Source organism: Achromobacter sp. 01N37 (genome assembly GCF_056399725.1).
On record NZ_JBFTRX010000007.1, the window covers coordinates 33,554 to 59,812 of the forward strand.

Annotated in this window: 7 protein-coding genes; 3 read left to right on the forward strand and 4 right to left on the reverse strand. The window is 66.1% G+C overall.

Annotation, left to right across the window (positions count from 1 at the left end):
• Positions 1–9: 9 nt before the first annotated feature.
• Positions 10–16,821 (reverse strand): filamentous hemagglutinin N-terminal domain-containing protein, encoded by a 16,812-nt coding sequence (locus AC1DSJ_RS17165; RefSeq protein ID WP_441371844.1) that lies wholly within the window; start codon positions 16,819–16,821, stop codon positions 10–12.
• A gap of 24 nt (positions 16,822–16,845) precedes the next feature.
• On the reverse strand, positions 16,846–18,579 hold the full coding sequence (locus AC1DSJ_RS17170) for a ShlB/FhaC/HecB family hemolysin secretion/activation protein (protein WP_082387055.1): 1,734 nt from the start codon (positions 18,577–18,579) through the stop codon (positions 16,846–16,848).
• A 378-nt stretch (positions 18,580–18,957) separates the two neighbouring features.
• Between AC1DSJ_RS17170 and AC1DSJ_RS17175 the strand changes: the two genes are divergently transcribed.
• From AC1DSJ_RS17175 to AC1DSJ_RS17185, 3 genes are all read left to right on the forward strand, one after another.
• Positions 18,958–19,791, forward strand: a complete 834-nt coding sequence (locus tag AC1DSJ_RS17175; protein ID WP_054423052.1) for a response regulator transcription factor — start codon at positions 18,958–18,960, stop codon at positions 19,789–19,791.
• Positions 19,784–22,630 (forward strand): hybrid sensor histidine kinase/response regulator, encoded by a 2,847-nt coding sequence (locus AC1DSJ_RS17180; RefSeq protein WP_441371845.1) that lies wholly within the window; start codon positions 19,784–19,786, stop codon positions 22,628–22,630. Before AC1DSJ_RS17175 ends, AC1DSJ_RS17180 begins: the two co-directional genes overlap by 8 nt.
• 309 nt (positions 22,631–22,939) lie before the next feature.
• Positions 22,940–24,244 carry a pyridoxal phosphate-dependent aminotransferase gene (locus AC1DSJ_RS17185; protein ID WP_441371846.1) on the forward strand — a complete coding sequence of 435 codons (1,305 nt, stop codon included), beginning with the start codon at positions 22,940–22,942 and terminating at the stop codon, positions 24,242–24,244.
• A 67-nt stretch (positions 24,245–24,311) separates the two neighbouring features.
• Here AC1DSJ_RS17185 and AC1DSJ_RS17190 read toward each other — a convergent pair whose 3' ends face one another.
• Positions 24,312–25,190, reverse strand: a complete 879-nt coding sequence (locus tag AC1DSJ_RS17190) for a PhzF family phenazine biosynthesis protein (RefSeq protein WP_441371847.1) — start codon at positions 25,188–25,190, stop codon at positions 24,312–24,314.
• Positions 25,183–26,151: a Bug family tripartite tricarboxylate transporter substrate binding protein gene (locus AC1DSJ_RS17195; protein ID WP_254600592.1), complete on the reverse strand. Its 969-nt coding sequence runs from the start codon at positions 26,149–26,151 to the stop codon at positions 25,183–25,185. Before AC1DSJ_RS17195 ends, AC1DSJ_RS17190 begins: the two co-directional genes overlap by 8 nt.
• Between the last annotated feature and the right edge of the window lie 108 nt (positions 26,152–26,259).

Here is a 26,259-nt window from a genome sequence, read left to right on the forward strand (position 1 = left end):
GGTGTCGAATCAAAGAGTGCGGGATTGCGCGTCGTTGTCGCGACGCTCGTCGTCGGAAGACGGATTGCCTTCGGCGACAGGTTGTTGCGGGTTGCTGCCCGGGGCTTGCAGTACCGACGTGTTGCCGGCCGGTACGTTCAGCATGGCGTTGTCGCCGGAAGGCAGCAGCCAGTTAAAGCTCGCAGCGGCCACCTTCAGCACCTGCGGATCGGCGTATGCATTCAGCGCATCAGGGCCGAAACCATCAGGCGGGACCGTACCACGGAACAAAGAATCGGCGGTAGGCGTGGTCGGGATGATCGGCTGCGGCGCGGTGATGGCGGCCAGGCGGTCGATGGTGCCCGTCGGCCCCCACGTGACGCCGTTCAGGTAATACGGCGAACCCACCAGCGAGCTCTTGATGGAAGCGGCCGCCAGGGCGCCCGTCTTGCCACCGACCGTGCCCCACACGTCGGCCGAACCGGCGGTGGGAACGATCAGCTCAGCCACGTCCAGCTTGTGGCTCAGGTTGCCGTCGTTCAGACCGATGCGCAGCGCGCCCAGCGGGCCGGCGGCCAGCGTCAACGAAGTTTGCGGGCCAGACAGGCCGACGGCGGTGATGTTGCCGTTGGTGCTGATGGTGGCATTCGCGCCTTGCAGCGTGGCCGGGGCGCCCAGGTTGATGGGGCCTTGGGTCACCAGCAGTTGCGCGGGCAGCGTCAGGCCGGCGCCGCCGGTCTGGGTGAAGCCCGTGGCGGCCTTGACCGTGGAGCCGGAGGCAAACGTCGTCGTGCCGGCCGGGTCGGTATTGGTGACACGGATCGCGCCGGTGTCGGCGGTGACGTCCTTGCCGAACGACACGGTGCCGCCCGAGATGTCGATGCCGTCCGGTCCCGTGGCACGCACCGCGCCGTTGTAGCTGGCGGACTTGGCCTCCAGCTGCTGCACGCGGTAGGCGCTGACGTCACCGTTGAACACAATGGTGTCGACGGCGCGCAAGGTCAGCGAACCCAGGCCGGTGGCGTCGCCCGCCACCTGCACGTTCTTGCCGGCGTTGATGGCCAGGTTATTGCCATTGCCGCCGTCCAGCTTGCTGCCCAGCACGACGGAGCCCGTGCTGCTGGTCAGTTCGCGGTCGCCCGTCAGCGTGACCGCGCCGGTGTAGACCTGGTCGCCCGTGGTGACGACCTTGCCCGGACCCATCGTGGTCGTGCCTTGGACGGCCAGGCCGCGCAGCGGCGTGGTGCCGCCGACGTCGCCCTGGATGTCGGCGTTGCCGGCAATGATCAGGCCTTGTTGGCCCGGCTCGGTGCCGTCCACGCCGGCCTTCAATTGCACGTTGGTGCCGGTCAGCGTGGTGTCCACGCCAGACAGGATCACGTGCTGGCCGTACTGCTGAGCACCCGTGGTGTTGACTGAACCGCCGTTGATCAGCAGGTCGCCGTTGCCGCTGGTTTGCAGCGAGGCGGTGCGGACCGGGCCGTCCAACACGGTGTCGCCCGCGGCGTTGATCGTCAGGTTGCCCAGACGTGAATCCTGGCCCACCGGGCCGGCGAAGGTGACGTCACCCTTGCCTGCCGAGACCGCCAGATCATGCGTGCCGTCAACCGAGTCGTTGAAGCCGATATCGCCGTCGCGGCTGGCCACCAAGACGTTGCCGCCCAGCGTGACCGCGCCCTTGTACGACTGGTCGCCCGTGGTGGCGATGCTGCCTTCACCCAGCGTGGACTTGCCGTTGACCGTCAGGCTGGCCAGCGCGTCTTGCGCACCGAACGGGCCCTTCAGCACGGCGTCGCCGTCGATCGTCAGGTCGTGTGCGCCGTCACCGCCGCCCAAGAGACTCACGGTGCTGCCCTTCAATACCGTGTCGCCGCCCAACACGGCCAGTTCGCCGTAGGACTGCGTGCCGGTCGTGTCGACCAAGCCGCCGTTGATGGCGAGCGTGCCGCCGGCATCCGACGTGATCGATGCCGCGTACACCGCGCCGTCCAGCGTCGTCGCGCCGTTGCTGGCGATGGTGATGTCGCCCAGACGGCCGCCCGTGGCGTCGCCGACGGGGCCCGTGAAGGTGACGTCGCCTGCGCCCGTGGACAGCGACAGGCCATGGCCATCGCCTTGGCTGCTGGCGACCGTGTCGTTGAACGCGATGTTGCCGCCTTGCGTGGTCAGCGTGACATCGCCGTCCAGCGTGACGGGGCCGTTGTACGACTGCTCGCCCGTGGTGCCGATGCTGCCATCCAGGCTGGACGTGCCGTTGACCGTCAGGCTGGCCAGTGCGTCTTGCGCACCGAACGCGCCCTTCAACACGGCGTCGCCGTCAATCGTCAAGCCGTGTGCGCCGTCGCCGCCGCCCAACAGGCTGACGGTGCTGCCCTTCAACACGGTATCCGCGCCCAGCACGGCCAGTTCGCCGTAGGACTGCGTGCCGGTCGTGTCGACCAAGCCGCCGTTGATGGCGAGCGTGCCGCCGGCATCGGTGGTGATGGAGGCCGCGTACACCGCGCCGTCCAACGTCGTCGCGCCGTTGCTGGCGACGGTGATGTCACCCAGGCGGCCGGCGGCGTCGTCGCCCACTGCGCCCGAGAAGGTGACGTTGCCCGTGCCAGTCGCCAGCGACAGGCCGTGGCCGTCTTGAGCCGAACTCACCAGCGTGCCGCCGAAGGTGACGTCGCCATTGGCGCTGCGGCTGTCCAGATCGTCGGTCAGCGTGACGTTGCCTTGATACGACTGCGCGCCAACCGTGTTGATCGTGCCGCCGCCCAGTTCTGCGTCGCCGGTAATGGTCAGCGAGGCCAGGCGGGCGTCGGTGCCGTTACCCAGTGCGCCGTTGACCACGGCGTTGCCGTCGATGGTCAGGCCTTGGGTTTCGTCAACCGAATCCGCGCCTTGCGCCAGCGTCACGTTGCTGCCCTTGAGCACCGTGTCCGCGCCCAGCACGGCCAGTTCGCCGTAGAACTGCGTGCCGGTCGTGTCGACCAAGCCGCCGTTGATGGCAAGCGTGCCGCCCGCGTCGGTGTTGACGGACGCGGCATAGACCTCGCCGTCCAGCTGGGTGGCGCCGCTGCTGTTGATGGCCAGTGCACCCAGGCGGGCGCCAGCGTCGTCGCCGGCCTTGCCCGACAGGGTGACGTTGCCCAGACCTGCGTTGATCGTCAGGCCGTTGGCGTCGCCGTCCGTGCTGGCGATGGCGCCGCCGAAGCTGACGTTGCTGCCGGCCGCGCCGTTGGTGTTGACCACCAGCTCGTCGGACAGGGTGACGTTGCCTTGGTACGACTGCGCGCCCACGGTGTTGATCGTGCCGCCGCCCAGTTCCGACGCGCCGGTGATGGTCAGCGCGGCCAGGCGGGCGTTGTCGCCCACCGCGCCGTTGATCACGGCGTTGCCGTCGATGGTCAGGCCTTGGGTTTCATCAACCGAATCCGCGCCTTGCGTCAGCGTAACGTTGCTGCCCTTGAGCACCGTGTTCGCGCCCAGCACGGCCAGTTCGCCGTAGGACTGCGTGCCGGTGGTGTCGACCAAACCGCCGTTGATGGCGAGCGTGCCGCCCGCATCGGTGGTGACGGATGCCGCGTACACCGCGCCGCCCAGCGTGGTTGCGCCGTTGCTGTTGATGGCCACATCGCCCAGGCGGGCAGTGGTGGCGTTGCCCACCCCGCCCACAACGTTGACGTTGCCGTTGCCTGCGCCGATCGTCAGGTTGTTGGCTTCGCCCGCGGCGCTGGCGATGGTGCCGTTGAACGTGACGTTGCTGTTGGCGGTGTGAATGTCCAGATCATCGGACAGCGTGACGTTGCCTTGGTAGGACTGTGCGCCGACGGTGTCGATGCTGCCGCCGTTCAGGTCAGCCGCGCCAGAGATGGTCAGGGACGCCAGGCGCGCGTTGTCGCCCAATGCGCCGTTGATCACGGCGTTGCCGGTGATGGTCAGGGCTTGGGTTTCGTCAACCGAATCCGCGCCTTGCGCCAGCGTGACGGTGCTGCCCTTGAGCACCGTGTTCGCGCCCAGCACAGCCCGTTCGCCGTAGGACTGCGTGCCGACCGTGTCGACCAGACCGCCGTTCAGCGCCAGCGTGCCGCCGGCGTTGGTCGTGACCGAGCCTGCATACACCGCGCCGTCCAGCGTGGTGGCGCCATTGCTGTTGATGGCCAGCGCGCCCAGACGGGCGCCGGCGTTGTCGCCGACCTGGTCCGCCAGGGTCACGTTGCCCAGGCCCGCGTTGATCGTCAGGCCGTTGGCGTCGCCAGAGGTGCTGGCGACCTTGCCGCCGAAGCTGACGTTGCTGCCCGCCGCGCCCTGGGTGTTGACCACCAGATCGTTGGCCAGCGTGACGTCGCCTTGGAAGGACTGCGCGCCCACGGTGTTGATGACGCCGCCGTTCAGGTCCGCCGTGCCGGTGATGGTCAGCGAGGCCAGGCGGGCGTTGGCGCCCGCGCCGACCGCGCCGTTGATCACGGCGTCGCCGTCGATGGTCAGGCCTTGCGTTTCGTCGGCCGACTTCACGCCTTGAGCCAGCGTGATCGCGCCGCCCTTCAGGACGGTGTCCGCGCCCAGCGTGACCAGCTCGCCGAAGGACTGCACGCCCGTTGTGTCGACGCGGCCGCCATTGATGGTGACGGTGCCTGGCGCATCGGTCTGCACCGATGCTGCGTACACGGCGCCGTTGAAGGCGGTGTCGCCCGCGGTGTTGACCGTCACGTTGCCCAGGCGTTGGCCTGCGGCGCCCACGGCGTCAAAGCTGACGTCGCCGCCCGCCGTCGAGGCGATGAGGAGGTTGCGCGGGCCGTTCAACGTGTCGTCGAACGTGACGTTGCCGGTGGTGGTGGACAGCGACTGATCGCTGCCCAGCGTCACGGCGCCCTGGTAGTGCTGGTTGCCCGTGGTGGCGATGCTGCTTGCGTTCAGCGTGGCCGGGCCGTTCACGGTCAGGCTGGCCAGCTTGGTGTTGGCGCCGATGGCGCCCGCCAGCGACGCGTCGCCGCTGATCTCCAGCGCATGCGCGCCGTCTGCGCCCTGGCGCAAGGTGACCAGGCTGCCGGTAAGCGCGGTGTCGTCGCCCAACACCACGCGGCCTTCGTAGTACTGCGAACCGGTGGTGGTGACGTCGCCGCCGTTGAGGGCGACGGCGCCCGTGCCCGCCTGCCCCAGCGTGGCGATGTTGATCGCGCCATCGTAGGTGGAGGCGCCGGTGGTGTTGACGGTCAGCGTGTTGGCGCCCGACACGTCACCCGTGAACGTCACCGCGCCGCTGCCCGTCACCACGCTGACGCCGCTGGCCAGAATGGCCGCGCCATCCACGCCGAAGGCGCCGTTGGTCGTGATGTAGTTGCCGCGCAGCGTCGTGTCGCCGTTGTACTGCTGCGCGCCCGTGCTGTAGACGTTGCGCAGGGCGATGTGGTCGCCGGTGATGGTCAGGCTGGCCAGGTTCTGGGCGTCGCCGCCCAGCGTGACGTCGCCGTCGCTGGCGGTGATCACCGCCTGTTGATTGCCGCCGTTTAGCGAGCCCGTGATGCTGATGTCGCCATTGGCGCCGGTAGCGGTCAGGGTGCGCTTGGCGCCGTTAAGCGTGGCGTTGCCGGTAATGTCGATGGCCGTGCCGGTCAGGTCGCCGGTCAGCGTGACATTGCCGTTGTAGGTCTGCGCGCCTGCGGTGTTGGCGGCGGCCATGCCGATTTGCGCGCCGATCACCGTCAGGTTGTTGACGTCGGTGTTGGCGATGGCGTGGTTGACGCCGACGTTGCCCGAGACCGAGCCCAGGAACACGTCGCCGTGATTGCCCGCAGACAGCTTGACGGTGCTGATCAGGTCGCCCACAGCGGCGATCTGGATGTCGCCATCGGCCGTCGCGATGTTGCCCAGCGTCAACGGGCCGGTGCCGTCCACGAGGATGTCGCCTGCGCCCAGCACGTTGGCCTTGAGATAGCGCGCCGACGTGTTGAAGGCGGCGCTTGCGTCGCCAATGCCGTTCAGGCTGGTCAGGTCCAGGCTATTGGTCGTGAGGTTGATCCCCGCGCCCACCAGCGAACCTTCAGCGGCGGCCAGGATGACCGCGCCGTTCGTGGCGCCGGCATCGATCAGGCCGAACGCCACGTCGCCGTGCTGCGAACTCAGGTCGATGGTGCGGCTGTTGCCGAGGGCCGCAGCCGACACGTTCAGCGTGCCGGTGGCGGTGGCGGTGATGTTGCCGTTGGACGTGTTCAGATCCGCGGTCAGCGCGCCGGTGTTGTTCAGCGTGAGGTTCGCCGGCGCCGTGATGCCGGTCAGGTTGACATTGGCGTTGGCGACTTCCGTCGTCAATACCGTGTTGCCGCCTGCCGCGCCGCTCGTGAAGTTCAGCGTATCGCCGCGGACGGTGATATTGCGCGGCGTCGCGCCGGCTGCGACCACATCCCGCGTACCCACCAGGGTGACGGTGTCATTGGCTTGTACGCCCGCGCTTGCAACCGTCAGCGTGCCAGCCGAAGACAGCAGCACATTGTCGGCGGTGTTGGACAGGCCGGAACTGGCGTTCAGGTCGCCCGACGAGCGGATGTAGACCGAGCTGTTGTCGCCCGTCTGGGTGACGTCGCCGTTGAGCGTCAGGGCGCGGGTGCCCACGTTGTTCAGGACGATGACCGCGCCATCGGCGCCCGTCGTCAGATCGCCCAGCGACGCAACGTTGGTGCGCAACGCAAGGCCGCCCGTGCCGTTGGCCAGGTTGGCGGCCGTGCCGATGCTGCCGCCGGCCGCCGCCGTCAGGCTGTTGCCGAAGACCAGGTTGCCCTGCAGTGCGCCCAGGATCGAGCCAGCCGCTTTCAGCGTGACGTCGCCCGAGTTCATGGCGTCGATCGTGTTGATCCACAAGTCGCCATTGGACGTGGCGATCGAGATGTCGTTCGCCGTCGAGTTGGTCTTGGTGATGGCGCTGGTGACCAGCGTGGGGCCAGCCGTGGTGATGCCGATGGCGCCGTTCTGCGTAATGATGGAATTCAGCGTTGTGCCGGCCGCGCGGTTGTCGTCCAGGAAGATCGAGCCGTTGCCGGTGACTTCCGCCGTGATGATGGCGGCGGTCGTCTGCACCTTGTCAGGCGAGCCTTCGGCGCCGCCGATGCCCGCGCCAGCCTTCAGCGTGACCGAATTGCCGATGATGCGCGTGGATTGCTCGCGGTCATCAACGATGGTGCTGCCGGTCTTGCTGTAGTCGATGTTGACCGAACCCACGCCCGCGTCGATATTGCCCGCAACCAGCTGGCTGTTCGTGCCGTTGCCGACGATCTTGATCGTGCCGTTGCCGTTGGCGGCGATGGCGTTGGCGATTTGCAGGTTGCCAGCCGCGGCGATGTCGATGGTGTTGCCCGACAGGTACGAGTAGACGGAGTTGTTGTCCGCCGCCAGGTACATCGCGCCGTTGGTGGTGGCTTCCACGCGCTGGCCGGTTGCGTTGATGCGGCCCAGCGTGCTGTTGGCGCCGATGCCGCTGCGGGCGTTCAGCGTTACGCCGTACGCCTTGATGGTCGCGCCGGCCGCATCCGCCAGGATGGAGCCGTTCTCAGCGTTCAGCGTGATCTGGCCTTGCGTGCTGCCAGCCTGCACGTTCTTGACGGTGATGTTGCCCGAGGTGGTGTTCACCGAGATGCCGTTGCCGGCTGCATCGGTGCCTGACGTCATGCTGGTGAGCACCAGGTTGCCCGCCGACGTGACACGCGTTGCGCCGTTCGCGACAGACGTTGTCAGGCCGCCCAGCAGGTTGGTGGTGCTGTTCAGGAACAAGGAACCCGCGCCGGTGACGGTGGCGGACACGGGGTTGTACGGCGCCGCGATCTTGATCGCGGCATCGTTCGTGCCGATGCCATTCTTCGCGGTCAGCGTGATGGCGCCCGTGCCAGAACCCGAGATGGCGCCGCCGCCGTCCAGGATGCTGCCGTTCTGGGCGTTCAGGGTCAGCGTTTTGTCGGTGCCGTAGCTGACCGCGCCGACCAGGATGTCGCCCGTGGTGGTCGTCACCGACAGGTCTTCGCCCGCGCGCAGATTGCCCAGGTTGATCGAACCTGTCTGCTTCAGCCAGATGCCACCCGAGGCCGTGGCCGAGATGTTGTTGACCTGGGTGTTCAGGGCGTTGCCCGCGGAGCCGATCGCGTTGGTGGTGTTGCCCGACGCGGTGGACAGCGTCAGGTCGCCCGCCGTGATCTTCGACGAGCCGTTCATGCCCTGGATGGAGCCGCCGGTGTAGTAGTACGGATTGGTCGACAGGTTGACCGAACCGTTGGACGTTACGTCGATATCGTGCAGGGTGATCGAACCGATCGCCTTGTACGTGAAGTTCAGGCCGGTGGTGTCACGAACGACGGTCAGCGCGGTGTTGGTGCCGTTGTCGTCGCCGCTGAACGTCAGGTTCTGAGCGTTGATGGCCAGGACCCCATTGCTGCCATTCTGATTGCCCGTGGCGTTGTTCCGGTTGATCGTCAGGTCGGTCAGGTCGGCCAGGTTATCAACGTAGATGGCGCCCGGGGTGTTCAGCGTCAGCGACGGCGTGTCCAGGTGGAGACGGGTCGTGATCGTGCCGATGCTGCGTGCCGAGCCATAGTCGGCCGTCAGTGTGACGCTCTTGCCGGTGATGCGGTTGTTGTTGTCCACACCGATGATGTTGCCTTGGCCGGTCTTCAACGCCACCGCGCCATCGGTGGTGCTGATGGTGCCCACCAGCAGATCGCGGCCGCTGCCGGCGGTGTCTGCCGTCAGGGTGATGTTGCCGTCGGCCGTGGCCGATGCCACGCGCAAGCCGTAGGTTTCGGTCAGCGCAATGCTGCCGTCCGCCGTGGCCGTCTTGCGCGCGCTCAACGTCACAGTCGTCGTAGCGCCACTGATGTTGGTGGTGCGGATGGCGCTCTTGTTGCCGATCGAGCCGTTGGCCGTCAGGTCGACGGTGGTGGCGTTGCTGATCGTGCCGCTCAGGATGGAGCCGCCGGTGTTGTTGACCGAGAACGCGTTGCCGTTGGTGTTGACGGTGCCAAGCTCGATGTCGCCCACGGTATTGCTGACCGAGCTTGCGCCCGTTGACGTCAGGCTGGGCAGGCTGGTGTTGCCTTCCACCGTGATGTACGCGCCGCCATTGCCGGCGCGGCCCGTCAGCGTGCTGACACGGGTGTCGATGGCGTTGCCAGCGCCCGCGGCGCCGATCGCGTTGTTGGCGTTCAGCGTCAGCGATGCGGCGTCGATCTTGGTGTTGGCATCGCCATCGCCCAGCAACGAGCCGTTGCGCGAGGTCAACGCGACGTTGTCGTAGCCGACGTTGATGGTGCCGACGGTGATGGTGCGGTCGCTGGTGACGGACAGATTCAAGCCGCCCGCGTCCGTGATGTTGCCCAGCACCAGGCCAGCCGCGCTGCCGCTGCCGCCGTCGGTGGCGGTAAAGCCGATGTTGCCGCCCTCGCGCGTCGGCGAGTTGATGCTGTAGGTGCGCGCGGCGTTGCCCATCGCGTACAGCGACAGCGAATCGATGTGCGTGTCGGAATCGATGTAGACGTCGCCGGTGTTCTGGATGCTGACAATCGGCGCGGACAGATTGATTTCGCGGCCCACGGCGCCAATGCCGCCCGTGCCTTGGGCGACGATCGATACCTGGCCCGCGGTGATGCGCTGGCTGTCGTCGGCGTTGCCCAGGATGCTGCTGTTGCTGGACAGGCGGACGGTGCCGGTGGTTTGCGTGTCGATGATGCCGATGTCCTGGCCCACGCTGCTGGCCAGCGACAGGTTCAGGCCGGTGTCGTCACGGACTTCGTTGACTTGCAGGCGGCCGTTGTGTTCAACATTGAACACCAGTTGGTCCGACGTGATGTCGTAGGTCGACGGCGCTACGCCGGTCGCGTAGAGCGACAGGCTGGCCAGGTCGCGGTCGTTGTTCACATAGACGTGGCTGCCGCCCGTCAGGTAGAGCTCGCTGGTCGTCGTTTGGATCTTGTCGGCCGGGCTGGTGCCGATCTGGCCGGTGGCGAACAGCGACACCGAATCGCCCGTGACGTGGGACGTCGGCGACAGGTTCACGATGTTGCTGCCGGCGCCGTTGGCGGCCAGGCTGACGGTGTGGGCCGGGCCCGTGTCGATGTTGCCGATGTTCAGCGTGCGGTCACCAGAGAACGAGAAGTTCAGGCCGGTGGTGTCGCGCACGTCGAACAGGTTGTAGCCGCCGGTATCGGTGACGTTGAACGTCAGGCCCTGGGCAGCGACCTGGACCACGTTGTCCACAGCCTGGTTCGCGTGGTTGGCGGTGACGTTCAGGCTGAACAGGTTCGACGCGTTGTTCAGGTACAGATCGCGGCCGGTCTGTGTGATCAGCTGGCGCGTATCGGTTTGCACCGCGTTGCCGGCGGCGCCGATGGATTGCGTGGCGGTCAGCGTCAGCGCGGGGGCGACGAAGCGGCTGCCGGCGCCTTGCATGATCGACCCGTTGGTGACGTTCACCTGCGCGGAGCTGGCGGCGCTGTTGTTCAGCAGCGTCAGGTTCTTGTTGTTCGACACCCACAGGCTGCCGCGCACATTCGAAGACAGCGTGTCGACGCTGACATACAGCGGTTGGACCGTGTTGTACGTGCCCGAGACCGAGCCCGCATTCAATGTCAGATCGCCCGTGGTGATGTTGGGGCTGCTGGCGCTGGAACTGTTGCCGTAGATGTTGCCGCTGCTGCCCAGCGTGACCGAGCCGCCCGCGCCGGTGTTGACGTTGCTGACGGTTAGCGTGCGGTCCGACGACAAGGACAGCGCCAGGCCGTTGGACGTGATGTTGTTGAGCGTCATGCCATTGACGCCGTTCGAATCGCCGAGCGAGAAGTTCAGGCCGGTGGCCGAGATCGCGTACGAGTTGGTCTGCGCGCCGGTGGTGTTGCTGTGGTTCGCCGTCAGCGACAGCGACGACAACTGCTTGGTGTTGGAGACGCTGACGTTGCCAGCCGAGGCGATGGACAGGTTGTTGGTGTTGGTGGACCCCGACACGCTGCCGTTCGTGCCCAGTGCATTCAGGCTGACGCTGTTGCCGGTGATCTGGCCGGAATTGCGCGAGATCGTGGGGTTGAGCAAACTGTTCGCGTAGCGCGAGGTCAGCGACACCGAACCCGTGGCGCCCGTATTGATCGTATTGGTCGCGATGGTGGAATCGGCGCTGATGGCCAACGCGGCGCCGTTCATGTCTGCCGTGATAAACAGGACGGTGCCGCCGCTGAGCGACAGCGATTGGCCGCCCAGCCCGGCAAAGGAATAGGCGTTGGTATCGGCAATCGTGTCGTTGTAGGCGTCGCGGCGCGTCAGGTTCAGGTCGATGCTGCTAAGCGCCTGCCCGCCGTTGTTCAGGGTGATGTCGCCATTGTTGGCGATCACCAGATTGTTGGCGGTGGTGCGCAGGGCGCGGCCGGTGCTGCCGATGGCGCCCGTATTGGCGTCGCGAGCGGTGTAGCTGTCGCTGCCGGTTGCCGACAGTTTGACCGTGCCGGCCGTGATGCGGCCAGCGCCAGCATCGCTGGTGATGCTGGAATAGACGCCGCCGCCCGCCGTGGTCAGGTTGACCGCGTTGGTGGCGGTGATGGCGCCCACCTGGATGTTCTTGCGGCCGGTGAAGCTGAAGTCCGTCAGCCCGCCGGTGATCTGTTCCAGGTACTGCGTGGTGCCGTCATCGCTGATCTTGATGGTCTGGCCGGCACCGCCGCCAATGGCGATGGTGCTGGTGGCGCCCGCCGAACGCAGGCTGTTGATGGCCAGGCTGCGCAGCACGGTGTCGCTGGCGACATAGAAGCTGTTGCCCGCGGTCAAGCTCAACGCCGACGTGCCGTTCAACGCCAGCGTGCCGCCGGTGGCCGACGAGCCGATCGAGCCGCCAGCCCCCGCCGTCAGCGCGACCGTCCCGGCGCGGATGGCGCCGGGGTTGGCCAGATCGTCGTTGGCGATGTTGTTGGACGAAACCAGGCTGACCTTGCCGCCCGCGCCGGCATCGATGTTGCCGACCAGGATGTTCTTGCTGTTGGCGGAAAAGCCGAAGTCCAGATTGGTCGAGCTGGCGATGTCCTTCAGGTGGATGCCGCTGGCGTCATCCGTCAGCGTGAAGGCCGTCAGGTTGGGCGCGGTGATCGCATAGGAGCCGTAGGCCGAACCATTGCGCGTAACGGCCAGGCGCGTCAGACCCGTCAGGTTGTCAACGGTGATGTTGCCGCCGCTGGTCAGGCTGACGTCCGGGGCCTGCAAGGTCAGCGCAGCGCCTGCTGCGCCCAGTTGGCCGCCCGCCGACAAGGCAATGCTGCCGGCCTGGATCTTCGTGGCGGCGTCGCCGTCGTCAAGGAGGGAACCCGAGGTGTTGGCCAGCGACGCCGGCCCAGTGGCTTGCACGCTGCCCACCGTCGTGGTGCCGAACGACTGGGTGTAGCCGAGCTGGCCGCCCGCCGTCAGCGTGACCAGCTTGACGTCGCTGGTGGTGCCGTTCAGGTAGATGTCGCCGCCCGCATTGGCCTGGACGTTGACCAGACCCACGCCGCCTACGCCCACATAGCGCAAGGCGCCCGCGTACGTGCCGCCGATGGAGCCGGCTGCCGTCAGCGCGATGTCGCCGCCGCCGGCGTACGCGTTGCCCGAGCCATTGGCCAGGATGGAGCCGTTGGCCGCGTTCAGCGTAACGTCGTCGTTCCAGCTGCGTACCGTGCCGGAGACCACCAGGTCGCCCTGGCGCGCATCGATCTGCACCGCGTCGGTCGCCGTGATGTTGTTCAGCGTGATGATGCCGGTGGTGTTGCCGGAGCCGGTGGGCTTGAGCAATTGGGCATAGAAGCCGCCATTGCCGGCCGAGCCAGACAGGTTGCTGGTCAGAATGTCCAGATAGCCCGTGCCGGTGGCGCCGATGGCGCCGCCAGCGATCAGGTTCACCGAGTTGGCCAGTAACTGGGTGTTCTTGTTGCCGTCGTCGCTGATCGCGCCCGTCGTGTTCAGCGTGATGGAACCGCTGTAACCCGTATCGATGCTGCCGACGGTGACGTCGCGGTCGCTGATGAAGCTGAAGTTCACCGAGTTGCTGTCGCGCACCTCGTGAATGGTGTGGCCGGTGACGTCGTCCGTGATGTTGAACAGCAGCGACGGCGCGCGCACGTCCAGCACATAGTGGTCGTCTTCGCCCTTGTGGCGAGCGGTCACCGTCAACGAAGACAGGTCGGCGATGCTGGTTGCGTAGAGATTGCCGCGCGTGTCCAGCGACAGGTACGGGGCGTTGACCGAGACGAAGTTGCCGCTCGTGCCGATGTCTTGATTGGCGGAAAGGGTGACTGCGCTGGCCGTGACCCGCGTTTCGGCGTTGCCATCGTCCAGAATGCTGCCTTGCGTGGACGTCAGAGAGATCCCGCTACTGGCGCGGATGTTGCCCAGCTTCAGCGTCTGATCGCCGTTGAAGATGAACTGGTTCAGCAGCGAGCTGTAGACCTGCTTCAGTTCGTACGCGTTGCCCACGTCGTCATTGACGTCGAAGGCGAGGTAAGGGGCGGACACCAGCAGCGTGTTGCGCCGGGCCGGGTCCATGTGCGTGTTGCTGATCGACAGAGACGTCAGCGTCTTGCCGGGGTTGTCGATGTAGATGTCGCCGCCACTGCCCAGCGTCAGGCTGGTCGTCGCGGTCTTGATTCGGTCGCTGCTCGTGCCAATATGGCGCCGGGCTTGCAGGTTGATGCTGTTGCCCGCCAGTTCGCTGTTGGCATTGGCGCGCAGGATGTCGCCGCCCTGAGCAGTGAGCCAGAGGGTGCCGGTGCCGGCATCCAGCTTGTTGGCGGTCAGGTCGGCGATGCCGATAACGGAAATGCCGTTGAAGGCTTTCAGGTCATCCAGCAGCACCGAGCCTTGCGCTTGGTTGATGTAGATGCCGCCGCCCGTGGCGTGCAGTTCACCCGCCGCCGTGCGCAGGAAGGTGCCGGTGGTGCCCACCGTGTAGGTGCTGCTGGCCGCCGGGGCCAGCAGGGTGACGACGTTGCCGGTGATCAGCGATGCCGACGACCCCGTGATGCTGCCCGCGCGCGCGGTAAGCGTGACGTTGCCCGACCCCGCGTTGACCTGACCGGCGAAGATGCTGTTGCCGGTCAGGTTGACGGCGCCGCCAGACGAGCTGACGTTGTTGGCCGACACACTGCCCGCGCCAGTGATCACGATGGCGGCGTTGTTCGCCTGTGCCTGCGTGATGGTCAGATTGCTGCTGGTGCTGTCCAGATACACGCCCGTGCCGCTGGTGGCGGACACGCTGCTGGCGTTGGTCTTCAGGCTGCGGTTCGCAGCGCCGATGATGCTGTTCTGCGCCGACAGAGTCAGCGCGTTGGTGTTGATCGAGGTGGCGTCGTCGCCATCGTCAAAGATGCTGCCTACATTCGACGTCAGCACGGTCGTGCCGGCCTTGATGGCGCCCACCTTCAAATGACCGCCGGCCCAGACGGACAGCGCGCCCGTGGTGTCGATGGAGCGCAGCGTCATGCTGCCCGAGTTGTTCACATACACGCCGCCCGACCCACTGGCGGCCGTGAGCGAGGTCGTGTGCGTGTTCAGCGCCAGCGCAGAGGAGCCGATGGCGCCATTGCCGCCGGTGCTGCCTGCGGCCTTCAGCGCGATGGTGCTGGCGCCGATGCTGTTGAGGCTGTTGCGGGCCAGGATGTCTCCGGCCGTGGACGTCAGCGACAGGGCGCTTGCGCCCAGCGCGATGGTGCCCACGTTGATCGTGCGGTCGCCGGTGAACGAGAAGTTCAGACCGGCCTGGCTGACGGTGTTCAGCTGATAGCTGCCGTTGTCCGTCAGCGAGAACGTCAATCCGTCGGACGACAGTTCGTACGAATTGTTGACGCCGGGTTGCGCGTGGCGGCTGGTGATGTCCAGCGTGTTCAGCACCGAGCGGTTGGCCACAGCCAGGTTGCCGCCGGTGGCCAGCGCCAGCTTTGCGGTCTGGGTGTTGATGGCGTTGCCGATCTCGCCGATGCTGCCGCCGCTGGCGTCCAGCGTGACGGTGTTGCCCGCCACGACCTGGTTGGCGCCGCCCGTGTTGCGGATGGTGCCCGCGCTGGTGCGCACCAGCGCTGCGCCGCTGCCGGCGTCAATGACGTTGGCCAGGTTGATGTCGCCGGTGGCGTTCAACGTGATCGCGCCGCCACGGCTCGTCAGCTTGCCGATGTTGTCCAGCGTGCTGCCCACACCCAGCGCTTCCAGCGTGATCGCGCCGCCCTGGGTGCTGATTTCAGTATTCGAATTCTCGAAGCGGATGCCGCCCGTCTGCGTCGAGCGCAGCGTGAAGCTGTTGCCCGAGGTGGTTTGCAGATTGATCGCGGCCATGTCCGCAATCGTGATCTGGCCGGTGGCTTCCAGCTTGATGTTCGTGGTGCCGGCCAGGCTTTCCAACAGGCCGCGCGACACGGTGTTGTTGGCCGCGTTGGCGTCGCCGCCGTTGACGGTGCCGTCACCGGCATTGCCGTCCAGCGCGCCCGAGCCGGCGTTGGAATCAACGATGCGCAGGTCGGTCGGGTCGATCAGCAGCAGGCCCGTCTTGCCCTTGGGCGCGCGCATGTCCACCGAACCGGTCAGGCCGATGTTCTTCTTGCTGGAGACTTCGGCAAAGCCGCCGTCACCGCCTTGTTCACCGCCACGCGCCGACAGGCTGCCGGCGAACGCCGTGGCTTCGTTGGACCACATCGTGACGCTACCGCCGTTGCCCTTGACGATGGCGTCGGCCTTGAGCGTGGCGCCCGCGGCCACCTTGACGGTGGACGACTTGCCGCTGAACGCGGCCGAGCCGTCGTCCGGGGCAACGCCCAGGCTGCCCAGTGCAATCTCGCCGCCGCCTGCGGCGCCGGAGACGTCGATGGCGGCGCTGCGCGTCACATCGACGTGTTCGCCGGTGACAACGACCTTGCCGCCTTGCTGGCCTGCGCCAGCGCCCGTGGCGTCGACCGTGCCAGCGATCTTGACCGTGCCGGCGTCACCGCCAGACAGCACGATCTTGCCGTTTTGCGTACCGACCGATTTGGCGCTGATGATGCCGTCAGTGTTGACGACGTTGTCGATCACGCCCTTGACGGCGCGCGCCGTCATCAGCACGGTGCCGCCGTCTGCGCGGATGACGCCAGTGTTGGTGACCAGGGCCGACACGGGCTTGCCGCTGGCGTCCTTGGGCAGTTCGCCGACGGTTGAGGTGGCGTCAAAGCTGAGCAGCCCGTCGCCTTGGAAGTCGACCGTAACGGTCTTCGCGCCCGCCAGGGCCACGCGGCCCAGCTTGGCTTCGATCACGCCCGAGTTGCGCACCGACGGCGCAACCAGCGCGGCCAGGCCGCTGTCCTTGATGCTGATCGTGCCTTCGTTCACGATCATGGCATTCGCTTTGGACGACGCCTGGTTGAACTTGTAATTGCCCGCCAGGAAATCCTTGTCGCTGATGTTCGCCGTGGTGGCGACCAGGCCGCCCACGTCGATGCGCGCACCCTTGCCGAACACCACGCCGTTCGGGTTGACCAGCATCACCGTGCCGTTGGCGTTCAACTTGCCGAAGATCGCCGAGGGGTCATTGCCCACCACGCGGTTCAGCGTGACGCTCTTGCCGCCGGGCTGGCGGAAGTTGACCGTCTCGTTGGCGCCAATGCTGAAGTCTTTCCAGTTGATGATGGCCTTGCCGGTCGACTGGTTGATGTCCAGTGTGCCGTTGCCGCGGTCGATTATGCTGGCGGCGCCACCCACCACGTTGCCGCCGGTGGGATTGGCGTGCGCGCCGCCTGTGGCGAGCGAACCAATCACCATGGCCAGCGTGCTGAGCGCGGGCAGGGCGGTTTCTTTCTTCAGGCGCGAACGGCGAGCGGATTGGGCGAGGCTGCGGGAATTGCGATTCATGGTCGGTCTCTTGTCGTTCGCTGCTTAGTACTGCGCCGAGATGCTGAAGAACACGCGGGGATCTTTGTTGCCCTGGGTCAGGACATCCGAGCTGGTGGGCTTGGCCACTTCAAGCGTGGCGTACAGGTTCTTGCTCAGGTTGGCGCGCATGCCCGCGCCAAACGAGGACACGTTGGCGTGCGTCAGGGGCGCGCTTTCGCTGCGCGACCAGATGCGGCCGCCGTCGATGAACGAATACACGTGCGCGCCGTGCGGCAGGAATTGGTCGGTGGACACCGCGTAGCGCAGTTCCAGCGAACCGGCCACGCCGGAGTCGGCAGACATTTCGCCGTCGTCGTAACCGCGGCCGAAGTTGGGGCCGCCCAGCGCGAATTCTTCGCTGGCCAGCAGCGGGCTGGCGCTGTATTGCCCTGCGAAGGTGGCGACCAGCGACAGGCGTTCGGTGAGCTGTTGCAGACGCGTCAGTTCGGCGGTGAACTTCAGGAAATCCGAGCGACCCTTGGCGCGCGAGGCCAGCTCAGCGCCTTCTTGCGTAGCGCCCATCGCGTTCAGGCCCTGGTGCACCGTGCCGCGGATGGCGGTGATGCCGTTCCAGCTGTCGGTGCGGTCATAGCTCAAGCCGCCGCGCAGCACGCGCAGACGGTCGCGCGTGAAGGGCGTGTCGGTGATGTCGGTGGCGACGTTGCGCACATCGAACATGCCGAAGGCACGCAGGTTTTCCAGGCGCGAACGGATCAGCGGGTAGGTGAGGGTGGCGGTGTAGGCCTGCACGTCGCTGGCGACGTTCAGCGGGGCCAGATCGCGGCCCGGCTCGCTCTTGGCATAGCTGGCGGCCAGACCAAAGGTCATGCCGCTGTCAGAGACCAGCATGTCGTAGTTGCCGGCGACGGCCTGGCTGCGATACGCCGGAAAGCCCAGGCGGCCGCTCAACGTGAACGTGTCGGCGCGTTCGCCGAACGAATTCAGCGTGATCTGGCCGGTCATTTCGCTCCAGCCCAGGTAGGGCGAGCCGCGGTTGTCAAAGCCCAGGCGCGCGTCGACCGGCTTGCGTTCGCTTTGCACCACCAGCACCGAGCCGCCCACTTCCTTGGGCGAGGCCTCAAGCGATGCGCGCACGACCAGGCCGTTCAGGTCATTGGCCAGCAGCAGCTGGCGTTCAACCTCGGCCACATTGATGGGGCGCACGCCGCGCAGGCGCTGCACCAGCTTTTCCACCGCCGCTTGCGCGGGGCCGATATCGCCTTCGTACTTCACATCCGAGACGTAGCCTTCAACCACCACGATGCGGAAGACGCCGCCATCGACGGTCTGCTCCGGCACGATGACGCGCGTGGTCACATAGCCGTCGTTGCGATAGAGCAGTTCGATGTCATTGGCCACCTTGAAGGCGTCAGCGACGGTGATCGTCTTGCCCAGCAGCCCTTGATACAGCGCGCGCACTTTCTCGGGGGAATAGTGGGTAACGCCGTCCACGCGCATGTCAGTCAGCGTGAAGCTCAGCTTGTCGGCGCCCGCGGGGGCCTCGGACGCGCTGCCCTGCTGCACGGTCACCTGCGGCGCGGTGGTCATGCTTTCCGGCATGGCCGGTTGCGGCAGCGTGCGGCCCGGCTCGGCGGCCGACGGCAATTGCGGGCGCACGTTTTGCGCCGCGACCGGTCCGGCGGCAAACGCCAGGGCTGCGGCGGCAAGGCCAACTTGCAGGGAAATGGGGGACAGGCAGAGGGCGGCAGGACGGCAGAATCGGGATAGGCGGCGCATGGGTGCTCGGACGGCGGCTTGTTACATTTGGAATATATAGATGCTATTTGACATATAAGTCACGCTTGGGTACACAACATTTTTGCAACCGCCAAGCGCGGATATAGGCCTTCGCTCATGACGCCGTCACTGGGCAGGTAGAGGGAAATTCAAGGAATTGCAGGTTCCGGCAGGCTGTGGCGGCAACGCGACAGCCAGGCGGAAAAAGTGGTTACCCAACCAGTTTCGCGCTGTAACAAACATTATCGTAAGTACGCAAATATTCCATTACTGAGGTTTGCTGGAATGCCAGGTAGGTTTGCCGCAAGGAAAATTATTCGAGCCGCGGCCTCGGTTTTGTCTCCTATTGCCCACGCGAGCGTCGGCCGGCATGAAAGAATGCGCGGCATGAACGACGCCTTCTTTCCGATGGCTCCGGGCCAGCTCGCCGGTTTACGCGTGCTGGTCGTCGAGGACCGCCCCGAAGACCGCATGCTGCTGGTGGATTTCCTGACCAGTCAGGACTGCCGGGTCTATGTGGCCGAGGATGGCAACGACGGCTATCGCAAGGCGCAGCTGGTGCAGCCGGACATCATCCTGATGGACGTGACCATGCCGGTCTGCGACGGCTTGGCGGCCTGCCGTCTGCTGAAGGCCGACCAGGCCACGCGCGCCATTCCCATCATCTTCCTGACCGCGGCAGCCTTGCCCAGCGAACGGGTGGCCGGGCTGTCGGCGGGCGCGGTCGATTACGTGGCCAAGCCGTTCGATTTCGAGGAAGTGCGCCTGCGCCTGCTGATTCATCTGCGGGTGGCGTCGACGCCTGCGTCTTCGCCGGCTCAGGCCGCGCCCGAGACAAGTGCCGAAGACGGCACCTCCGCCGCCGCGGCAGGGGCCACGCTGGACGGCGTTCTGTTTCGCGCCGCGCGCAAGCTGCTGCGCGAACGCTTGGACCACACGCCCGAACTGATGGCGCTGGCCCAGGCGCTGAACACCAACGCGCGGCGGCTGAACCAGGCGTTCCGGCGCTGCGCGGGAACCACCGTCTTCGAGTTCCTGCGGGAAGAGCGCATGCGCGAGGCGCGCCGGCTGCTGTGCGAGACGGGCCTGGATATTCAGGCCATTTCACAAGCGGTGGGCTATGGCAACCGCGGCAATTTCTCCACCGCTTTCCGCGAGCGCTTCGGCATGCCGCCGACCGCCTTGCGCCAGGAATTTGATCCTCATGCCTGATCGTCGCCTGGGCTTGCCGGGCTGGCTGCCGCTTTCGTTGCCGTTGCCGTTGCTGTTGCCGTTGCGGTTGCTGTTGCCGTTGCGGTTGCTGTGGTCGTTGCCGTTATTGCTGTTGGCCCTGTCATGCCTGCTGCTGCCCGCGCGCGCGCAGGCGGCCGAAGCCGTGCAACCCACGCAATCCGCTCAATCCGCGCAACCTGTGCAACCCGCGCAACCCGCGCAACTCGCGCAACCCGCCGTGGACCTGAGCGCCGTGACCGGCAGGCTGCACCTCAACCATGAATTGCTGGGTATCGAGGACAAGACCGGTAAGCAGGACGCCAGCCAGATGCTTGACGGCCCCTGGCAACCCGTGACCCCCGCCTGGCTGAACCAAGGCTTTTCGGCATCGGTGTTCTGGCTGAAGCTGGACGTGCAGAATCCCACCGAAGGCTTCCTGGAGCGCTGGCTGTCGTTCGGCGTGCCCCGGCTGGAAGATGTGCGGTTCTATCTGTATCCCGACGGTCAGCGGCAACCCTACAAAGTCTTGCTGGCCGGCAACCGCGAGCCGCTCGCCTTGCGTGAAGTGCCGTCATCCGTGTCCGTGGCGTCGTTGCTGCTGACCCCGGGTGAGCGGATGACGGTGCTGGTGCGGGTGCAAAGCCGCTCGGCCATCAGCATGGAGCCCACCTTGTGGACGCCGGGGGCGTTCGTGGGGGCGGCGCAGCGCGGCACGCTGATCCTGGCGCTGTTGATCGGCGCGCTGCTGATGGTGGCCATCTACACCGGGGTGCTGGGCATGGCTCAGCGTGATCTGGTGTTCCTGCTGCTGGCCGCCGCCATCATCACCGAAATTCTCTACAGCATTTCTTTCCAGGGTTTGCTGTACCGCTACGTGCTGACGGGCGGAGGCGAGGCGGTGCTGCGCGCGCCCAGCGTGCTGGGCACGCTCGCCGCTACCGTGTTTGGCTTCTCGGTAATGTTGTTTGCCGACTTGCATCGGGTGCGGCTCTGGCGCTGGGTGTATGGCACGCTGATCGTCATGGGCCTTGCAGGCACCGTGTGGGCGGCCGTGGGCAATTACCGCGTCAGCGCGCAGGCGTTGGTCGGGCTGGTTTTCCTGTGGGGCTTGGTCTGGCCTGTTTCCATGGCCGACGGCTGGCGGCGCGGGCATGCCAATGCGCGGATCTTCCTGCTGTCCTTCGCGGTGTATTGCGCCTGCCTGTTCCTGCGGCTGGCCTTCATCCATGGGCTGCTGCCCGGGCGCTGGGAAGGCGGGCCTGAGGTGGCTTGGGATCTGTTGTCGGTCTCGCTGATGCTGGCCGTGTTGGTGCACGGGCGCACGCGCCAGCATCGCCAGGAAAAGCTGGCGGTGCAGCGCGAACTGACCGAGGCGCGCGAACGCGAACACCAGCGGCTGGACCAGGCCGTCACCGAGCGCACGAAGGCGTTGCAGGCGGCGCTTATCCAGGCCGATGAAGCCGGCCGCGTGCGCCAGGACTTCCTGGCGCGCATCAGCCATGACCTGCGCACGCCGCTGACGTCGATCATCGGTTTCGCAGACCTGATCCAGGCAGGCGGCCGCGATGATGCGCCGCGCGGCGCGATCATTCGCCGTAGCGCCGACCACATGCTGGGCATGGTCAATGATCTGATCGACTACGCGGCCGGCGCGGGCGGCCAGGCGCTGCGCTTGTCGCCCGAATATGTGCACGCGTTGCTGGATGCCGTGGCCAAGGAATCCGCCCCGATCGCCGCCCGGCAAAACAACCAGTTCGTGCTGCGGGTGTCGGAGTCGGTGCCGGCCGTGTTGGAGATGGATGGCAAGCGCGTGCGGCAGGTGCTGTCCAACCTGATCGACAACGCCGCCAAGTTCACGCGCGGCGGCGTCCTGACCTTGACGGCCGACTACACCGCGCCCGCCGCGGGCGAGGCCTCGGGGCGGCTTGCGCTGTCGGTGCGTGACACCGGCTGCGGCATAGCGCCGCAAGACCAGCAGCGCATTTTCGAACCCTTCCAGCGGCTGGCGTCTGCGGATAACCAGCCGGGTGTCGGGCTGGGGCTGCCCATCGTTCAGCAATGGGTGCTGCGCATGCAGGGCCATATCCGCGTCGAGAGCCACGTGGGGCTGGGTACGTTTGTCTGCGTGACGATACCGGTCAGGAAGATGGATGAGTCCGGCATCTCGCACCACTACATTGCCGCCGCGCCGCATGTGTTGCCGACGCTGGATGGATCGGGCATGCATCTTTGGCTGGCTGAAGATACGCCAGAGATCCGTGAGTTCCTGGTCGAAGAACTGGCCAGCATGGGTTTTCAGGTGCATAGCGAGGCCGATGGCCAGGGCATGGTCGCGCGCATCCAGGCTGACGACGCCCGCCGGCCCGACTTGATTCTGACGGACCACCGCATGGAAGGCGTCGACGGTTCGGCGGTGCTTGCCGCCGCGCGCGCGCGCTGGCCGGACCTGCCGGTTGTCGCGGTGTCGGCAACGCCGCACAACACGCAGGGCCTGGGCGGGGAAGACTACGACGCCAGCTTGCTCAAACCCATCAGCCTGGTCGAGCTGCGCCATGTGTTGGCCAAGCTGTTGCATCTGGCGATCAAACCATCGGGCAACGACGCCGAGCCGGTGTCGGTGCAAGCGCCGCATTTGTCAGGCGCGGAGCTGGCGCAGGTGCAATTGCTTCTGGACAGCGGCGCTATTTCGGACCTGATCGACTGGGCGCGCGCGCTCCAGACGCGCGACCCGGCGTTTACGGACTTCAGCGAACAACTGCGGCGCATGGCGAAACAGGGCGACATCGGCGCGATTCGCAAGCTGTGCGAGACGATGGGCGAGGCATCGGGTCAGGAATAGTCCAGGGTGACGTCATTCAGACTGCAATTTACCCGCGTAGTCAGACTGCACAGATAAATTGCGGTCTGACTGCACAAAAGTCCACGACGCTGGGCAAGCAGGGCTCGGAAGACCTGGTCTGGGGCTTGCCGGTGCAGGTGCCCGAGGGCAGGTAAAAGGCGACAGAACGGGTTTCGGGGACGGAGTTCAGGGTGCGCCGCAGCAAAGCGCCCGCCAGAGGGCGTATTATTTGCATCCATCCGGCGACCAAGCACCTGATTGATCAATGCGCCCGACCTGGATACGCGCGCATTCCACGGAACTCCGTTCATGAAGACCATTAGCAAATCGAGCAAGCTGGCTCACGTCCTGTACGACATTCGCGGCCCCATCATGGATCGGGCCAAGCAAATGGAGGACGAAGGCCAAAAGCTCATCAAGCTGAACATCGGCAATCTGGCTGTGTTTGGTTTCGATGCCCCCGAGGAAGTCCAGCAGGACATGATCCGCAACTTGCCGAACTCGGCGGGTTATTCGGACAGTAAGGGCATCTTCGCCGCGCGCAAGGCGGTCATGCACTACACGCAGGCGCAAGGCGTGGAAGGCGTGACGCTGGAAGACATCTATTTGGGCAACGGCGCGTCCGACCTGATCGCGATGGCCACCAACGCGCTGCTGGACGATGGCGATGAGCTGCTGCTGCCCGCTCCCGACTACCCGCTGTGGACGGCCGTGACGAGCCTGTCGGGCGGCACGCCCGTGCACTATCTGTGCGACGAGGCCAACGGCTGGATTCCGGATCTGAACGACATCCGCGCCAAGATCACGCCGCGCACCAAGGGCATCGTGGTCATCAACCCGAACAACCCGACCGGCGTGATCTACCCCGATCACGTGCTGCAAGAAATCATCGCCATCGCGCGCGAGCATGGGCTGGTGATTCTGGCGGACGAGGTCTACGACAAGGTCCTGTACGACGACGCCACGCACACCGCGATGGCTAGCCTGTCCACCGACGTGCTGACGCTGACCTTCAACTCGCTGTCCAAGAGCTATCGCGCTTGCGGCTACCGCGCCGGCTGGCTGGTGGTCTCGGGCGACAAGCGCGCCGCCCGCGACTACATCGAAGGCCTGGACATGCTGGCCAACATGCGTCTGTGCGCCAACGTGCCGGGGCAGTGGGCCATCCAGACCGCGCTGGGCGGCTACCAAAGCATCAATGACCTGGTGTGCGAAGGCGGCCGTCTGCGCCGTCAGCGCGACCTGGCTTACGAGCTGATCACCGCCATTCCAGGGGTGACCTGCGTCAAGCCGCAAGCCGCGCTGTACATGTTCCCGCGGCTGGACCCCGAGATCTACCCCATTGAGGACGACCGCCAATTCTTCCTGCAACTGCTGGAAGTGACGCGGGTGATGCTGGTGCAAGGCACGGGCTTTAACTGGTCGCGCCCGGATCACTTTCGCATTGTGTTCCTGCCGCACGAGACGGACTTGCGCGAGGCGGTTGCCCGCATCGCCAAGTTCCTGGCCGATTACCGCGCCAAGCATGCCAACAAGTCGCTGGCGTCCGTGGAGGCCGAGACGGCCGAGAGCGCGGATGATTTGCAGCTTGAGCGGGCGAAGAAAACGGCGTAGTGGAAACTGCGTCAACGCAAGGGCGTCGCGGGGTAGCAGTTACCCTTCGACGCCCTTCTTGTTTACCTCACATCCACTGCGTGACGCCGCTTAGCCAACAGCCCTGCGCGTCGCCGCGCGCACGCAGCTGGATGGCGGAGGGCGACCCCATCGCCACGCCCTGGCGCACTGTGTAGACCTCACTCGCCGGCACGCTGCCGGTCTTGTTCAAGTAGCCCCACAAAGCTGCTGCCGCGATGCCGGTGGCGGCGTCTTCGGGGTAGCCGGATGCCTTGGGAAATTGCCGGGCGCTGGCACCGTCGTCGCTCAGCGCGTAGGGATACAGGCCGGTCGATTCGATGGCTTCGCATACCTCACGCACCGCGCTGAAGTCAGGCGCCAAGGCGTTCAGCGCCGCCACGCTGGGCAACCGGATCAGCGTCTTCACGCGGCTGGTGCTGGCGTTGATCATGTGCAGGCCCGGCAAATCAGGATCAATACGCAGCACCGCCGCAATCGCGCGGTATTGCTCTGCCGTCAGTTCGGACGTGGTGACGGCGGGCTGCGAGACCCAGGCGCGGTCGCGGGCGCTATCCCATTCAATGTCCACGCTGCCGCTCAGCGTCTGCACGCGCGCAGACGGCGTCGTCCAATAGCCCCATTGGCGCAGCGCCCACAGCGTGCCCACGGTGGCGTGGCCGCACATTTCCATTTCATGGCCCGGCACGAAAAAGCGCAGCCGGCACAAATGGCCTTCGCGCTCGGCCGGCACCACAAACGATGACTCATGGCCGTGATGCGCCGCCAGCGCCTGCATGTCGCTGGCCGCCATGCCTTCCGCGTCAAGCACCAGCGGCACGGGGTTGCCGCCTTGCGCCGCCTGGGCGGGGTCAACGAACACGCGTAGCAAGGCCGCCTCGCCGGCAGGCGGCGGGGCAGGGGGGCGAGGGGGTTGAAGGTCAGTCAAACTGGACTCCGGTAGTGGTGATGAGCTCGCCCCAGAAGGCGAGGTCGTGAGAGACGGTGCGGCTCAAGGCCTCGGCCGTGTCGGGGCGCACATCCACGCCCTTGGCCGCCAGGTCTGCGGCGATGGCCGGATCGCGCAGCACGGTGTTCAGCGCAAGATTCATTTTTTGCACGATGGCGGGCGGCGTGCCTTTGGGAAAGGCCAGGCCATACCAGAGCGACTGCGTATACGTCGGCATGCCCTGGGCGGCGAAGGTCGGCACGTTCGGCAGGATGGGGGTGGCCTGGGTGGTGGCCACGGCAATCAGCTTGCCGCTCTGCACGAAGGGCGCCAGGCCCACGGGGTTGTCGAACATGATGTCGACCTGGCCGCCGATCAAATCCGTATAGGCGGGCGCCGCGCCGCGATACGGCACATGCGTCAAATCCAGCTGCTTGTCTTTCTTGAACATCTCGCCCAGCAGATGCGACACGGTGCCCGCGCCCACCGATGCATACGTGCCGCTGCGGCGTGCCTTCAGCGCATCGATCAGCGCGGGCAGCGTGCTGGCCTTCAGCGCCGGCTGCGCCGCCAGCACATAGGGCGACGTGCCGATGAAGCCGATGTAGTCGAAGTCCTTCTCCGGGCGGTACGGCAGGTTCTTGTACAGGTTGGCGCTTAGCGCCGTGGTGCTGGTTGTGACGGCCAGCGCGGTGTAGCCGTCGGGCTTGGCGCGGGCGGCCTGGCCCGAACCCACCGTGCCTCCCGCGCCGCCCGCGTTCTGGATGATCACGGTCTGCTGCAGTTGACGCGTCAGCGCCGGTTGCAACGTCCGCACCACCAGATCCGTTCCGCCGCCAGCGGGGAAGGGCACGATAAGGGTGATCGGTTTGTCAGGCCACGCGGATTCGGCCCCCGCGTGGGCGGCAGGCAAGAGCAGCAGGGCGGCGGATAGCAATGCAGACGGCAGTGCGCGATTCATGAAATTCCCCTTGTATGTAATGGATTGAATGACCCGATCGTAGGGAGCCGCCGGCCCGGCGGCGAACCACCACGCGACAGCGGCTGATCCCGCATGCGACAGCCCGAA